The sequence below is a fragment of the Alloalcanivorax sp. C16-2 genome (assembly GCF_046507615.1).
Lineage (GTDB): Bacteria > Pseudomonadota > Gammaproteobacteria > Pseudomonadales > Alcanivoracaceae > Alloalcanivorax > Alloalcanivorax marinus_A.
Genome location: NZ_JBKFTL010000001.1, coordinates 36,121 through 50,538, shown reverse-complemented (window position 1 = coordinate 50,538; position 14,418 = coordinate 36,121). Strand labels below are relative to the sequence as shown.

The window sequence follows — 14,418 nt, the reverse complement described above, 5'->3', positions numbered from 1 at the left end:
TGCACGCTAACACGCTTCACGCTGGCACGCTTGAAAGCGTGGTGCGTGTCAGCGCGGTGTATGCAAGCGTTACGCGGTGACGTCCTCGAACAGCGCCTGCACGAACTCCTCGGCGTTGAACGGGCGCAGGTCCTCCAGGCGTTCCCCCACGCCGATAAAGCGGATCGGCAGCCCGGTGCGTTTGGCCAGAGCGAACAGGATACCGCCTTTGGCGGTGCCGTCGAGTTTGGTGAGCACCAACCCGGTCACACCGGCGGTATCGCGGAACTCCTCGGCCTGGTTGATGGCGTTCTGGCCGGTGCCGGCGTCCAGCACCAGCAGCACCTCGTGGGGGGCCTCCGGGGACAGCTTCTTCATCACCCGGGTGACCTTGGAGAGCTCTTCCATCAGGTTGCCGCGGGTGTGCAGGCGCCCGGCGGTGTCGGCGATCAGCACGTCGGCGCCCCGCGACTGGGCCGCCTGCACCGCGTCATAGACCACGCTGGCGGAGTCCGCGCCGGTGTGCTGGGCCACCACCGGAATGTCGTTGCGCTCACCCCACACCTGCAATTGCTCCACGGCGGCGGCGCGGAAGGTGTCACCGGCGGCCAGCATCACGCCGCGGCCCTCGGCCTTGAAGCGGCACGCCAGCTTGCCGATGGTGGTGGTCTTGCCGACCCCGTTCACGCCCACCATCAGAATCACATAGGGCTTTTTCGAGGTGTCGATTTCCAGCGGGCGGTCCACCGGCACCAGCAGATTGCGCAGTTCTTCCTGCAGGGCTTCATAGAGGGCGTCGGCGTCAACCAGCTCCTGGCGACCGACCCGCTCGGTGAGGTTGCCGATGATGGTGTCGGTGGCCTCCACGCCCACGTCCGCCACCAGCAACTGGGTCTCGATCTCCTCGAAGATCTCGTCGTCGATCTCCTTGGCGCCCACCAGCAGGTCCGCCAGGCCCTTGCCCAGGTTCTTGCTGGTCTTGCTCATGCCCTGCTTCATGCGCGACCAGAAGCCGCCGCCTTCGCCGGCGGACTCCGGGGCGGGGGCGGGCTGCTCGACGGGCGCCGGCGGGGTGGCCGGTTCGGCGCGCACCGGTTCCGGCGGGGCCGGCTCGGAGGACGCGGGCTCGGCGGGGGCCGGTTCCGGTGACCCGGGTTCCGCCGGCGTGTCGCTATCGGGCTCCGCCCGGTCGCTGGACGGCTCCGGCTCCGGCTTGTCCTCGGGCTTGCGCCGGAACATGCGCGAGAAGAAGCCGCCTTTCTGCGCTTCCTCGTTGCGATCGTCGTCGCGGGCGTCGTCGTTCATCGGGTCGGGTCCTGTGGGGTCGAATGCGGGGCGGTCGGTATGCTACCACCATGGGGGCGGGCAAAAAACGCCGGCGGACGCCGGACGCTGGACGCCGGACGCCAGACGCCAGACGCCAAACCCGGTGCTGGGATCATTGGCGTGTTTCCTGAAAGGCCTTGCAGTAAACAAACCGCTCCCTTCAGACCAGGGTTTAGCGTCCAGCGTCCAGCGTCCAGCGTCCAGCGTCCGGCGCCCGGCGCCCTCAATGCGCCCCGGCCGGCGCCCCCTGGCCGGCCACGCCACGGCGGATGATGAACACCAGCGGCACCATGCACAGGAACAGAATCGCCATGAATTTGAACACGTCCAGGTAGCCCAGCATGCTGGCCTGGTTGAGCAGGTCCTGATACAGCATACCGTGGCTGGCCAGGTCGCCGGCGCCGGTGGCCTGGCCGATTTGATGAATCTGGTCCTGGTAGGCCGGGTTGTAGGGGGTGATCTCCTCCGCCAGCCGCGACTGATGGAACTGGCTGCGCCGGGCCAGCAGGGTGGTGGCCAGCGAGATGCCGATGCTGCCGCCCAGGTTGCGGGCCAGATTGATGATCGCCGAGGCGTCGTTGGATTTCTCCATGGGCAGGCCGTCGTAGGCGGCGGTGCTGATCGGAATGAACAGGAAACCCAGCGCCGAGGCCTGCAGCACCCGGGCCAGCATGATGGTGTTGTAGTCCGCCTCCAGACTGAAGCCGGTCATGGTGTACAGCCCGATGCCGCTGACCAGGAAGCCGAAGCCGATCAGGTAGCGGGTCTGCACCTTGCCCACCAGCCGCCCCACCAGAGGCATCAGGCAGATGATGGCGATGCCGCCGGGGGTCAGTACCAGGCCCGCCTGGGTGGCGGTGTAGCCCATCAGTTCCTGCACATAGAGCGGCAGCACCGCGGTGCTGGCCAGCAGCACGAAGCCCAGGATCATCATGAACAGGTTGGCCACCGCGAAGTTGCGGTTGCGGAACAGGTGCACATCGACGATCGGGTCCTTGTCGTACCACTCCCAGATCAGGAAGGCGATCAGCCCCACCGCCGCCAGGCAGGTCATGGCCAGAATAAAGCCGGAATGCCACCAGTCGTCCTGCTGGCCCCGATCGAGCATGATCTGCAGGGCGCCCAGGCCCACCACCAGCAGGCTGAAGCCGATCAGATCCACCCGGGGCCGTTTGCCGCCACGCTTATGGCGGGCTTCCTTCATGTAATCCGGGTCGCGGATCAGCGCCTGCACCAGCGGAATCAGAATCAGCCCCACCGGCAGGTTGATCAGAAACACCCAGCGCCAGGAGAAATGGTCGGTGATCCAGCCGCCCAGGGTGGGCCCGATGGCCGGCGCGAACACCACGGCGATGCCGTACATGGCGAAGGCCATGCCGCGCTTGGCCGGCGGAAAGGCGTCCGACAGGATCGCCTGGGACACCGGCTGCAGGCCGCCGCCGGTGATGCCCTGCAAGCAGCGGAACAGGATCAGCGTGCCCAGGGTGGGCGCCAGCCCGCAGGCCAGGGAGGTGAGCGTGAAGCCGGCGATGCAGATCATGAAGAAGCGCTTGCGGCCGAGTACGTTGGACAGCCAGCCGCTGATCGGCAGCACCACCGCGTTGGTCACGGTGTAGGAAGTAAGCACCCAGGTGGCTTCATCCTGGGTGGCGGACAGCCCGCCGGCGATGTGCAGCAGGGCCACGTTGGCGATGGAGATGTCGAGCACCTCCATGAAGGCGGCGATGGCTACCACCGGGGCGATCACCCAGGGGCTCACGTTCTTGCGCGCCCCCGGGGTGCCGGCGCGGACGGAATCAACGGCCATGACGGTTCTCCTGGTGGACGCGGGACTCAGGAGGCACGGTCATCGCCGCCCCGGTTGGCGGCCACGATGTCGGCGATCAGCGCGTCCACCTCGCTCTGGTCGCGCCGGTACACGTCGGTCTCGAAGCGGGCGCCGGACACCGGCGCCTCGGCCAGGGTGCGGCCGTCCCGGTCCCGGGTTTCCACGGTGACTTCCATGGACAGCCCCACCCGCAGCGGGAAATCGCGCAGGTCGTCGCCGTCCAGGCGGATGCGCACCGGCACCCGCTGCACCACCTTGATCCAGTTGCCGGTGGCGTTCTGCGCCGGCAGCAGCGCGAAGGCGTTGCCGGTGCCGGCGGCCAGCCCGGCCACCTTGCCGTGGTAGACGTGGTCGTCGCCGTACAGGTCGGCGGTCAGTTCCACCGGCTGGCCGATGCGCACATGGGTGAGCTCGGTTTCCTTGTAGTTGGCGTCCACCCACACCTGGTCCAGGGGCACCACCGCCATCAGCTTGCCGCCGGGCTGCACCTCCTGGCCCACCTGCACGCCGCGCTGGGCCACGTAGCCGTCGGTGGGCGCCAGAATGCGGGTGCGTTGCAGGCGCAGCCAGGCCTGGCGCAGGTCCGCTTCCGCGCGCAGCACCTGCGGATGATCCTCCAGGCTGGTGCCGGCCACCGCGGCGCGGCTGGCGGCCAGTTGATGGCGGGCTTCCTGATAGGAGGCGCGGGCGGTTTCCAGCTCGGTCTCCGCGTGCTGGAAGTCCTGGGTGGAGATGCCGCGCACCTGCTTGAGCTCCCGGGCCCGCTGATAGTCGCGGCGGGCCTGCTCCAGGGAGGCCTTGCGCAGGGTCACGGTGGCGTTGAGCTGGTCGGCCTGGTCGAACAGCCGGCGCACCTCGCGCACGGTCTGCGCCAGGTTGGCCTTGGCCTGTTCCAGGGCCACGCGGGCGTCGGTGTCATCCAGGGTGACCAGCAGGTCGCCGGCGGCCACCCGGTCGGTGTCCTCGGCGTGGATCGATACCACGGTGCCGTTCACCTGGGGCGAGACGCTGACCACGTTGCCACCCACGTAGGCGTCCTCGGTGGTGATGTGGAAGCGCCCCCACAGCAGCCAGTAGGCCAGGTAGCCGGCGGCGGCGATCACCACCACCAGGGCGAGAATCAGAAGCAGGCGTTTGCGTTTGCCGCCGTTGTTGTCGGCGGGGCTGTCATTGTTGGTGGGGCTGTCGCCGGACGGTTGAGGCGCGGTGTGGTCCGGGTGGGTGGAGGTGTCGTGCTCGGCCATGAAAGGTCTCCGGCGTTCAGGGGGCGGTCGGCGCGGCGGCCGTCCGGTCGTTCCGTTCGGGGGTGGCGCTCCACCAGCCGCCGCCCAGGGCGTGGTAGAGCGCGGCGGTGTTCACGTAGCGTTGGCGCACCGCGTCGATGCGCGACAACAGCGCCTGGTTGTAGCGTTGCTCGGCGCTGAGCACGTCCAGATAGCCGGCGGCGCCGGCCCGGTACTGCTTGCGCACCAGCGCCAGGCTGTCGCGGTTGGCTTCCAGGGAGTGATCGCGGGCATTGAGGCCGTCGGCGTCGCGCTGGATGGCGTCGAGCACGTCGGCCACCTGCACGAAGGCGCCCAGCACGGTGTCCCGATAGTGGGCGTACTCCGCTTCCCAGGCGGCCTGGGCGGCTTTTTTGTTGGCGCGCAGGGTGCCGCCGTGGAACAGCGGCGCGGTGAGATCGGCGCCCAGGCTCCAGACCTTGGCGGCGGGTTCGAACAGGGCGTCGCCGTGGTTGGCCACGGAGCCCAGGCTGGCGGTGAGATTCAGGTTGGGATAGAGCCGCGCGGTGGCCAGGCCCACCCGGGCGTTGGCGGCGTGCAGCTGTTCTTCCGCCGCCAGGATATCGGGACGCTGGCGCACCAGTTCGGAGGGCAGGCTGACCGGCAACTCCGCCGGCAGGTTCAGGTCCGCCAGTGACAGCGGCGGCGCCCGGAAGGTGGACGGGTCGGCGCCCACCAGCCGTGCCAGGGCATGTTCGGTGGTGGCCAGATCGTGGCGCAGGGTGGGCAGTTGCGCCTGGCTGTCGGCCAGTTGCGCGCGGGCGCGCAGCACGTCGGCGTAGGCCACGGAGCCGGCCTGTTCCTGCTCGCTCAGCAGTTCCGCCTGATCGCGCTGCAGGCGCACGATGGTCTCGCTGGCGGCGAGCCGGTCGCGCAGGGCGGCCAGCCGCACCGTGGTCACCACCACATTGTCCACCAGGGTCAGCATGCTGCCGCGCAGCAGGTTTTGTGCGTATGCCACCTGGGCCACCTGGGCTTCGGTTTCCCGGTCCGAGGCGTGGAACAGATCCAGGTCATAGCTCAACGCCAGCCTTGCCTCGTAGAGGTTGAAGACGTTGTTGAACATGGGATTGTCCTGGCCGATCCGCGCGCCGTTGGAGCGCTGGCGGGTGGCGCCGCCGGACAGATCCAGGTCGGGCAGGTCGGAGCCGGACACCGCCTCCAGCTGATGGGCGGCCTGGCGCAGGCTGGCCTGGCTGGCGCGCAGCGACGGGCTGTTCTCCATGGCCTGGCGGATCAACGCGTCCAGCGCCGGGGATCCGAACAGCCGGTACCAGTCGGCGGCGATGGGCGCGCCCTCGGTGAATCTCTGGGCGCCGCCGCCGGGGCCGTCGGTGCGGGCGGTCTCGCCGACCGGCGCGCGCACCTGGTAATCCTCGGCCAGCTTGTCCGCCGGCGATTGGAAGTCCGGGCCCACCGCGCAGGCGCCCAGCGTCAGCGCCATCAGCGCGACCAGCGTGGGGCGCCGCCAGCGGCGAACGGGGATAAGGGAACTGGGCATGAAACGCCTCCCGATGAAGTCGGGCAACATTCTTGAACAGTCCAATGACAAAATCAATCGATTGAATTAATATTGGCCTTTTCATGCCACCGGAACCCAGCATGGCCAAGCCCGGCACCGGGCCCGCGACGGGCCCTGAATCCGCCTCCTCCACAGGGCATGCCCGCAGCGAATCCGCGCGCAGCGAAGCTACCCGCAAGCGGCTGGTCGACGCCGGCCTGCGCCTGTTCAGCCGCCAGGGCTTCGACGCGGTCAGTACCCGGGCCCTGGCCAACGCCGCCAAGGCCAATCTGGCCGCCATCCCCTACCACTTCCAGTCCAAGGAAGGGCTCTATCGGGCGGTGGCCTGGCGCATCGTGGAAACCGTGCGTCCAGCCATGGAGCACGCCGTGGTGGAAGTGCGTGATCGCCACGCCGATGGCGTCACCGACCTGGCCCGGGCCCGCGAGGACGTGGCGTTGCTGGTCGGCGCCCTGCTCGAGAAGATTCTTGCTCAGCGCGACAAGTACGAGATCGGCTACTTTCTGCTGCGCGAGCAGATGCAGCCCACCGCCGCCATGGACATCCTGTACGACGAACTGATCCAGCCGGTGCACGAGTTGATGGCGCGTCTGGTGGGGCCGTTGCGCGGCAAACCGGAAACCGATCCGGATGTGATCATCGAAGTGCAGGCGTTGTACGGTGAGGCCATCGTGTTCGGCGTGCACCGCACCACGCTGATCCGGCGCCTGGGGGTGAAGCGCCTGGAAGACGATCACCTGGCGCGCATCGCCCGGGTGGTGCGTGAAACCCTGCTGCGTCAGTTTCCTCTCTTCGAACCGCCGGTGCTCTGAGCCCCCGGCGCCGGAACCTTCCCGGCGTCCGATCAGTCCTACCCGGTTATGGCCGCCGACGGCTCGCGTCGGCGGGGGCTAACCATCATAATCGCCGGTTCCCTGACCCCGGTCGTTCAGAGGAAAACGCATGAAAAAACTGTGGATCGCCCTGGCGTTGAGCCTGGTCGCGGTGACCGCGCGGGCGGACCTGCCCACCCATGAATTCCAGCTCGATAACGGCCTGGACGTGCTGGTGCGCGAGGATCATCGCGCTCCGGTGGTCACCGTGATGATCTGGTTCAAGGCCGGCAGCATCGACGAGGCGCCCTACGAAACCGGCGTCGCCCATCTGCTTGAGCACATGATGTTCCGCAACAGCAAGCATCTGGCCCCCGGTGAATTCTCGCGCACCGTGGCGCGCTTCGGCGGCAGCGACAACGCCTTCACCAGCTTTGATTTCACCGCCTATTACCAGCAGTACGAGGCCTCGCGGCTGCCGCTGGCCTTGGAACTGGAAGCCGAGCGGCTCAAGAACCTGCGCATCGAGGACGAGGACTTCCAGCGCGAGCTGCAGGTGGTGATGGAAGAGCGGCGCCAGCGCACCGACGACAAGCCCACCGCCCTGGCCTGGGAGAAATTCCAGGCGGTGGCGCGGCCCGGCACCGGCTATGCTCACCCGATCATCGGCTGGCGGGACCAGCTTGCCCAGCTCAAGCCGGAGCAGGCGCGCAGCTGGTACCGACGCTTTTATGTGCCCGGCAACGCCACCCTGGTGATCGCCGGTGATGTCACCGAGGCCGAGGCCCGGCCCCTGGTGGAAAAGTTCTTCGGCGCCATCGCCGCCGGCGAGACCCCGCCGCGTCCGGAGCCGACGCTGAATCCGCCCGCTGGCGAGCGGCGCATGACCTTGCGGCTGCCGGTGCGGGTGCCGGCGCTCTACATGCTTTATAACGTGCCCTCCCTGACCACCGCCGAGGACCCGGCTACCTTCTACGCTTTGACCATGCTCGGTGGCGTGCTGGACGGTGGCCTCAGTGCCCGCGTGGAAAGCAATCTGGTGCGCGGCCAGCGCCTGGCCGCCGGCGCCGGCGCCGGTTACGACGGCCTGCAGCGCGGCAACGGCACCTTTACCTTCAGCGCTTCCCCGAACCCGGGCGTCAGCCTGGATGACCTGGAGGCCGCGTTCGAGAAGGAAGTGCGCAAGATCGCTGAACAGCCCCCCAGCGCCGAGGAGATGGACCGGGTGCGTGCCGGGGTGTTGGCCGGCCAGGTCTATCAGCGTGATTCGGTGATGGGCCAGGCCATGGAGCTGGGCCGCCTGTCGGTGCTGGGCGTGGATTGGCGCCTGGCCGAGCAGTTCGACGACAACCTGGCGAAGGTGACCCCCGAACAGGTGCAACAGGCGGCCCGTGACTGGCTGGTGGCCGAACGCCGCGCCGTGGCCCATGTGATTCCGGAGGAGCAGCAATGAAGATGGCAGCCCACAGTCCCCTGAAGATGGTCGTCGCGGCGCTCTGCACTCTGGCTCTGGCCGGTTGCGCCGGGTTTCCCACCAGCGCCCGGCAGGTAAGCCAGGCGGAACCGGCGGCGCCGGAGCTGGCGATTCAGTCCTGGCAAACCGATCAGGGCGCCAAGGTGCTGTTCGTGCCGTCCGAGGCGCTGCCGATGCTGGATGTGCGCCTGGTGATGCACGCCGGCGGCGCCCGTGACGGCGACCAGCCCGGCCTGGCCTCCCTGACCAGTGCCCTGATCGGCGAAGGCGCCGAGGGGCTGAGCGTGGACGACATCGCCCGTGGGTTCGAGGATCGGGGTGCCAGCTTCTCCACCGGCAGCTATCAGGACATGGGGGTGATCAGCCTGCGCACCCTGTCCAAGCCGGCCTGGCGCGATGACGCCGTGGATCTGCTGGCGCGGGTGATCGGCCAGCCCACTTTCCCCCAGGATGCCCTGGATCGCCTGCGTACCCGTGCCCTGCAAGGGCTGAAGATGGAAAAGCAGGTGCCCGGCCCGCAGGTGGAAAAGGCCTTCCAGCGCGTGGTATTCGGTGATCACCCCTACGGCCATGCGGATTCCGGCACCCTGGAGAGCCTGCCCGGCATTACCCGGGAAGATCTGCGCCGCTTCCATGAGCGCTATTACGCCGCCGGCAACACGGTCATCGCCCTGGTGGGTGACGTCAGCCGCGAGCGGGCCGAGGCGATCGCCGCCGAGCTCAGCGCGGCACTGCCCGAAGGCGGCCCGGCGCCGGAGATGCCGCGCGCGGAAAAACCCGCCGCGCGGGTCACCGAGCACCTCACCTTCCCGTCCAACCAGACCCACATCCTGATCGGCGGCCAGGCCACCTGGCGCGGCAACCCGGACCACGCGGCGCTCTATGTGGGCAACTACATTCTCGGCGGTGGCGGTTTCGCCTCCCTGCTCACCCAGGAGGTACGCGAGAAGCACGGCTATGTGTACGGTGTGTCCAGCTACTTCCAGCCGATGGCCGGCGGCGGGCCCTTCCGCCTGCAGCTGCAGACCGCCAACGACAACGCCGACCAGGCCCTGGGGCTGACCATGGGCATCCTGCGTGACTTCATCGCCAACGGCCCCACCCAGGAACAGCTCGACAACGCCAAGGCCAACATTCTTGGCCGCCGGGCACTGGAAACCGCCGACAACGGCGATATCATCGGCCAGCTTGGCGCCATCGGCTTCTATGATCTGCCCCTGGATTATCTCCAGCGCTTCAACCGGCAGGTCAAGGCGGTCACGGTGGTGGACATTCGCGAGGCGTTCCAGCGTGCCCTCGACGCCGACCGGCTGGCCATCGTCAGCATCGGCCCGGAGGCGCCGCGTCTGCCACAAGGCGGGAAGAATGAAACCCAGGGGCAAGACCAGTAGGGGCCAGATCCGGATCATCGGCGGAGAGCGGCGCGGCCACCGGCTGCACTTCGTCGATCAGCGCGGCGATCTGCGGCCGTCCTCGGATCGCATGCGCGAAACGCTGTTCAACTGGCTGCAGGCGGACGTGCCCGGTGCCCGGGTGCTGGACCTGTTCGCCGGCTCCGGTGCCCTCGGCGCGGAAGCGCTCAGCCGGGGCGCCGCCCACGCCGTGCTGGTGGAGCGCAAGCGCGAGCGCTGCGCCGACCTGAGCCGGCAACTGGAGCCGCTGTTCGGCGAGCGGGTGCGGGTGCGCTGCGCGGACGCCCTCAAGTGGCTGCCGCGCAGCAGCGAGCGCTTTGATCTGGTGTTCATCGACCCGCCCTATGATCTGGGGCTGGCGGAACCGGCCTGCGCCGCCCTGGAAGAGCTGGGCCTGCTTGCCGACGGCGCCCTGATCTACGTGGAGTCCCGGCGTCAGGCGGACGCCCCGGCGGTGCCGGATGGCTGGGAACGGATACGGCAAAAAGACGGCGGGGATGTGCGCGCCGAGCTTTACCGCAAACAATAGCGGCTTGCGCCGCGATACAGGGTACAGGATGAAGGATACAGCAGATGGGCCGGTGCCTTCCCTTCATCCTGTATCCTGCATCCTGAATCGCGGCCACGGGCCGCATGTTTTTTGGAGGTCATCTTGAGTCTTGCCATAGGGGCGGTGATCGCCGGCCTGGTGATTCTGATCTGGAGCGCCGACCGGTTCGTGGACGGCGCCTCCGCCACCGCCCGCCACGCGGGCATGCCGACCCTGCTGATCGGCATGCTGGTGATCGGCTTCGGTACCTCCGCGCCGGAAATGGTGGTCTCGGCGCTGGCGTCCCTGGACGGCAATCCGGGGCTGGCCCTGGGTAATGCCTACGGCTCCAACATCACCAACATTGCGTTGATCCTCGGCGTCACCGCGATCATCAGCCCGATCGCCGTGCAATCCACGGTGCTGCGCCGGGAGTTGCCGGTGCTGGCGGTGATTACCGTACTGTCCGGCTACCAGTTGCTCGACGGCCAGGTCAGCGGCCTGGATGCCGCGGTGTTGCTGGTGGTGTTCGCCGGCCTGATGGGCTGGTCCGTGTATCAGGGCATGAGCGGCCAGGGCGACCCCTTGGGCGGCGGCGTGGAAGGTGAACTGGAGGCGCAGCCTCTTCCTCTGGGCCGGGCGCTGTTCTGGCTGGTTACCGGGCTGGTGCTGCTGGTGGTCAGTTCCCGGTTGCTGGTGTGGGGGGCGGTGTTCATCGCCGAATCCCTGGGGGTCAGCGATCTGATCATCGGGCTGACCGTGGTGGCGGTGGGAACCTCCCTGCCGGAGCTGGCCTCCGCTCTGGCGGCGGTGCGCAAGAACGAGCACGATCTGGCGCTCGGCAATGTGCTAGGCTCGAATCTGTTCAACACCCTGGCGGTGGTCGGCATCGCCGGCGCCATCACGCCGGTGCCCACCGAGCCGGCGGTGCTGTACCGCGACTGGGTGGTGATGGCGGCGCTCACTCTGGCCCTGTTCGTGTTCGGCTACGGTTTTCGGGGCGCCGGCACGGGCCGCATCAACCGTTTTGAAGGCGCGATTCTGCTGGCCGCCTACCTGGGGTACACCGGCTATCTGATCAGCACTCTGGTCACCGCGCCGGGCGCCGGCGGCTGACGCCGGCCCGCCAACAAGGAGAAACAATGCGCGCGCCGCTGGAACAGAAATCCTTCCTGGCCCTGCTGCTGTTGGTCAGCGTGGCCTTCATGTGGGTGCTCAAGCCGTTCTTCGCGCCCATCTTCTGGGCCTGCGCCGTGGCGCTTATTTTCTATCCCGCCCAGCAGAGGCTGCTGCGCAAGTGGCCGGGGCGGCCCAACCTGGTGGCGCTGACCACGCTGCTGATCTGCACCGTGGTGGTGGTGATTCCGGTGCTGGCGGTGGCCGCCTCCTTCGTCACCGAGGGCGTGGCCATGTACCAGAAGCTGCAGCAGGGCGATCTGGACCCGCAGAAATACATCGATGCCTTCCGTACCGGTTTTCCCTCCGCCTACCACCTGCTGGAGCGCGCCGGCGTGGAATTCGGCAATCTGGGCGAGCAGCTGATCAACGGACTGAAGAGCGCCGGCCAGTTCCTTGGCAAGCGCGCCCTGGCAGTGGGCCAGAACACCTTCCAGTTCTTCATCGATCTGGGCCTGATGCTGTATCTCACTTTCTTCCTGCTGCGCGACGGGCCCAAGCTGGTGAACATGCTGATCCGCGCGCTGCCCCTGGGCGACGACCGGGAGATCCTGCTGTTCAACAAGTTCGCCGAAATCACCCGGGCCACCATCAAGGGCAATCTGGTGGTGGCGGCGGTGCAGGGCGCCCTGGGCGGTCTCATCTTCTGGATACTGGGCATCCCGGCGGCGCTGCTGTGGGGCGTGGCCATGGCCCTGCTGTCGCTGATCCCGGCGGTGGGCGCGAGCTTGATCTGGCTGCCGGTGGCGCTGTATTTGTATGCCGTGGGCGACGTCGCCGAGGCGGTGATCCTGACCGCCTTCGGCGCCGTGGTGATCGGCCTGGTGGACAACCTGCTCCGGCCGATCCTGGTGGGCCGCGACACCAAGCTGCCGGACTATGTGGTGCTGTACTCCACCCTCGGCGGGCTGGCGCTGTTCGGGATCACCGGTTTCGCCCTGGGACCGCTGCTGGCGGGCCTGTTCGTGGCCTTCTGGCAGATCTTCATTCAGGAATTCAACACGGAACCGGCGGACGTGGACATTGGTCCTACCGGAGACGAATAACAGGGACGGAATCCCGGGGAGACAATCATGAATCTGTTGTATTTCACGCCGCTGGTGGTGGCCGCCGCCGTGGCCAGCAGTTGCGGGGACGACGATGACGACGGCCTCGGTTCACTGCGTTCCGACGCCTCGGTGTTCTATTACAACCAGATCACCAGCAACGGCGCCGCCGATCAGAGCCTGTTGACGGTGGATGTCTCCCTGACCGGGGACGACGACAGCGACAGTGCTTCCGGTATCGGTTATTCCCTCGATGATGAAGGGCCGGAACTTCGGGTCCGCATCGATGATGCCGATGATAATGATGACAACAGCGTTTCGTTGGTGGGCGAGAACAGCAGCGGTCGTTTGTTCCGTACTCGCGTCGATCTGGTCAATAACAGCAACTACACCGCGGTGTCCTACGGTGACACCGGCTTTAATACGGATATTGCCGTTTTCGAGCAGGATGGCAGTGACGTCGACTCCGGGGCCCGGTTCAGGGTCATCAATACGGTTGATCCGGAAGATCTGGATGCCAGTGGTTTCGCCTTGCGCTACAACGACGCGGGTACCGGCAATTACTTCGAGACGGGCTTGCGCCTTGGCCAGGCCACTGATTATCAGAGTACCAATGCAGGCAGTCTCAACCTGGTGGTCGCCCGTACCGGTGTCAGCCCGGAGGAGCGCTTTGCCCGCGTGGATTGCTCGTTGAGTGGTTCCCGCACCTACGACGTGATCCTGGCGGTGGAAGACCCGCTCAACCCGCCGCTCAGCGAGAGCGAGGCGGAGGACGAGCTGGTGATCTACTGCCATCCCCAGGAACGCAACTGAGGGCGCCCCTGTTCGGCATTGTGTTTCCCGAACCAGCGGTTAGCATGGCCGGGTCCGTTAGCCGGGGGAAGCGCCTTGCCCGCCATTCATACCCGCGAGCCGGCGCTGATATTGCGCGCTGGCGCGCAAGCTCGACAGCACCTTATTGATCACGGCCTGCGCGCCGAGGACGTGGACATCCTGCCCGGCGCCGCCGGCGGCCCCAAGGCGGTGGGGCTGGCCGGCCTGGACCGGGCCGTGTTCGGCGATTTCCTGCCCCGGGCGCCGCGCCCGCGCACCCTGATCGGCGCTTCCATCGGCAGCTGGCGGTTCGCCGCCGTGGCCGGCGCCCGGGACGGTCGCGACGCCGCTCACCGGCTGGCGCGGCTGGCCGATCTGTACACTTCCCAGCGTTTTCCCAAGGGCGTGACTCCCCGGGAAGTCACGCGACGCTGCGAGAAGATGCTGGCGGACCTGCTCGCCGACAGCGACGACCGTATTCTCACCAACCCGGATTACCGGCTGGTGGTGGTGGTGATCCGCAGCCGGGGCGCGATTGGTGGCGACCGCCCCCTGGGCCTGGGGCTCGGCCTGGCCGGGGTGATCGGCGGCAATCTGCTCAGCCGTCGCGCCCTGGGCGCGTTCATGGAGCGGGGCCTTGCCTACACCGGCGAACCAGAGCTGCCCCTGGAAGAGCTGCGCGACTTCACCACCCATGCCATTCCCCTGGATGTGAAGAACCTGCGCGCGGTACTGCTGGCCAGCGCCGCCATTCCCATGGTGTTGGAGGGGGTGCGCGACATCCCCGGCGCGCCGCCCGGCGTGTACCGGGACGGCGGGCTGCTGGATTACCACCTGGACCTGCCCTATCGCAGCGAGGGGCTGGTGCTGTATCCGCACTTCACCGACCGGGTGATCCCCGGCTGGTTCGATAAACCCCTGCGCTGGCGAAAGGGCGACGCCGGACGGTTGTCACGCACCCTGCTGGTGGCGCCCTCGGCGGATTACCTGGCGCGGCTGCCGGACGGCAAGCTGCCGGACCGCTCCGACTTCAAGCGCTACCTGGGCGACGACCCGGCCCGCGAGCGGGCCTGGCGCACGGCCATCGACGAGAGCCGGCGGCTGGGCGACGAGTTCCTGGAGTTGGTGGAGACCGGCAAGTTCGCGGACCGCCTTACGCCGCTGTGATGATCGCGACTGAAGTCGCTCCTACAAGGCCAAGGGGGGGCTGTAGGAGCG

Annotated in this window: 12 protein-coding genes; 8 read left to right on the top strand and 4 right to left on the bottom strand. The window is 67.7% G+C overall.

Annotated elements, in window-relative coordinates; translation table 11 throughout:
* Positions 1–69 precede the first annotated feature (69 nt).
* From ftsY to ACLD02_RS00200, 4 genes are all read right to left on the bottom strand, one after another.
* Positions 70–1,284: a signal recognition particle-docking protein FtsY gene (ftsY, locus tag ACLD02_RS00215; RefSeq protein ID WP_410297654.1), complete on the bottom strand. Its 1,215-nt coding sequence runs from the start codon at positions 1,282–1,284 to the stop codon at positions 70–72.
* Between the two features lie 244 nt (positions 1,285–1,528).
* The gene (locus tag ACLD02_RS00210; protein ID WP_410297653.1) at positions 1,529–3,112 is read right to left on the bottom strand and encodes a DHA2 family efflux MFS transporter permease subunit; all 1,584 of its coding nucleotides are present in this window, start codon (positions 3,110–3,112) and stop codon (positions 1,529–1,531) included.
* A 26-nt stretch (positions 3,113–3,138) separates the two neighbouring features.
* Complete coding sequence (locus ACLD02_RS00205; protein ID WP_410297652.1) at positions 3,139–4,377, bottom strand: efflux RND transporter periplasmic adaptor subunit; 1,239 nt, start codon at positions 4,375–4,377, stop codon at positions 3,139–3,141.
* Between the two features lie 16 nt (positions 4,378–4,393).
* A complete protein-coding gene (locus tag ACLD02_RS00200; protein WP_410297651.1) occupies positions 4,394–5,917 on the bottom strand; it encodes an efflux transporter outer membrane subunit in 1,524 nt (507 codons plus the stop codon).
* A 101-nt stretch (positions 5,918–6,018) separates the two neighbouring features.
* Here ACLD02_RS00200 and ACLD02_RS00195 point away from each other — a divergent pair, with 101 nt between their 5' ends.
* From ACLD02_RS00195 to ACLD02_RS00160, 8 genes are all read left to right on the top strand, one after another.
* The gene (locus tag ACLD02_RS00195; protein WP_410297650.1) at positions 6,019–6,750 is read left to right on the top strand and encodes a CerR family C-terminal domain-containing protein; all 732 of its coding nucleotides are present in this window, start codon (positions 6,019–6,021) and stop codon (positions 6,748–6,750) included.
* A gap of 130 nt (positions 6,751–6,880) precedes the next feature.
* A complete protein-coding gene (locus ACLD02_RS00190) occupies positions 6,881–8,203 on the top strand; it encodes a M16 family metallopeptidase (protein WP_203105526.1) in 1,323 nt (440 codons plus the stop codon).
* Positions 8,200–9,615: a M16 family metallopeptidase gene (locus ACLD02_RS00185; RefSeq protein ID WP_410297649.1), complete on the top strand. Its 1,416-nt coding sequence runs from the start codon at positions 8,200–8,202 to the stop codon at positions 9,613–9,615. The genes ACLD02_RS00190 and ACLD02_RS00185 overlap by 4 nt, the downstream gene beginning before the upstream one ends.
* Positions 9,590–10,165, top strand: coding sequence for a 16S rRNA (guanine(966)-N(2))-methyltransferase RsmD (gene rsmD, locus ACLD02_RS00180; RefSeq protein WP_410297648.1), 576 nt, complete (start codon positions 9,590–9,592; stop codon positions 10,163–10,165). The genes ACLD02_RS00185 and rsmD overlap by 26 nt, the downstream gene beginning before the upstream one ends.
* A 123-nt stretch (positions 10,166–10,288) precedes the next feature.
* Complete coding sequence (locus tag ACLD02_RS00175) at positions 10,289–11,281, top strand: calcium/sodium antiporter (RefSeq protein ID WP_410297647.1); 993 nt, start codon at positions 10,289–10,291, stop codon at positions 11,279–11,281.
* Positions 11,282–11,307: 26 nt separating this feature from the next.
* Positions 11,308–12,387, top strand: coding sequence for an AI-2E family transporter (locus ACLD02_RS00170; protein WP_410297646.1), 1,080 nt, complete (start codon positions 11,308–11,310; stop codon positions 12,385–12,387).
* A gap of 27 nt (positions 12,388–12,414) precedes the next feature.
* Positions 12,415–13,200 carry a hypothetical protein gene (locus tag ACLD02_RS00165; RefSeq protein ID WP_410297645.1) on the top strand — a complete coding sequence of 262 codons (786 nt, stop codon included), beginning with the start codon at positions 12,415–12,417 and terminating at the stop codon, positions 13,198–13,200.
* Positions 13,201–13,275: 75 nt separating this feature from the next.
* Entirely contained in the window at positions 13,276–14,367 is a 1,092-nt protein-coding gene (locus ACLD02_RS00160) for a patatin-like phospholipase family protein (protein WP_410297644.1), read from the top strand.
* Positions 14,368–14,418 lie beyond the last annotated feature (51 nt).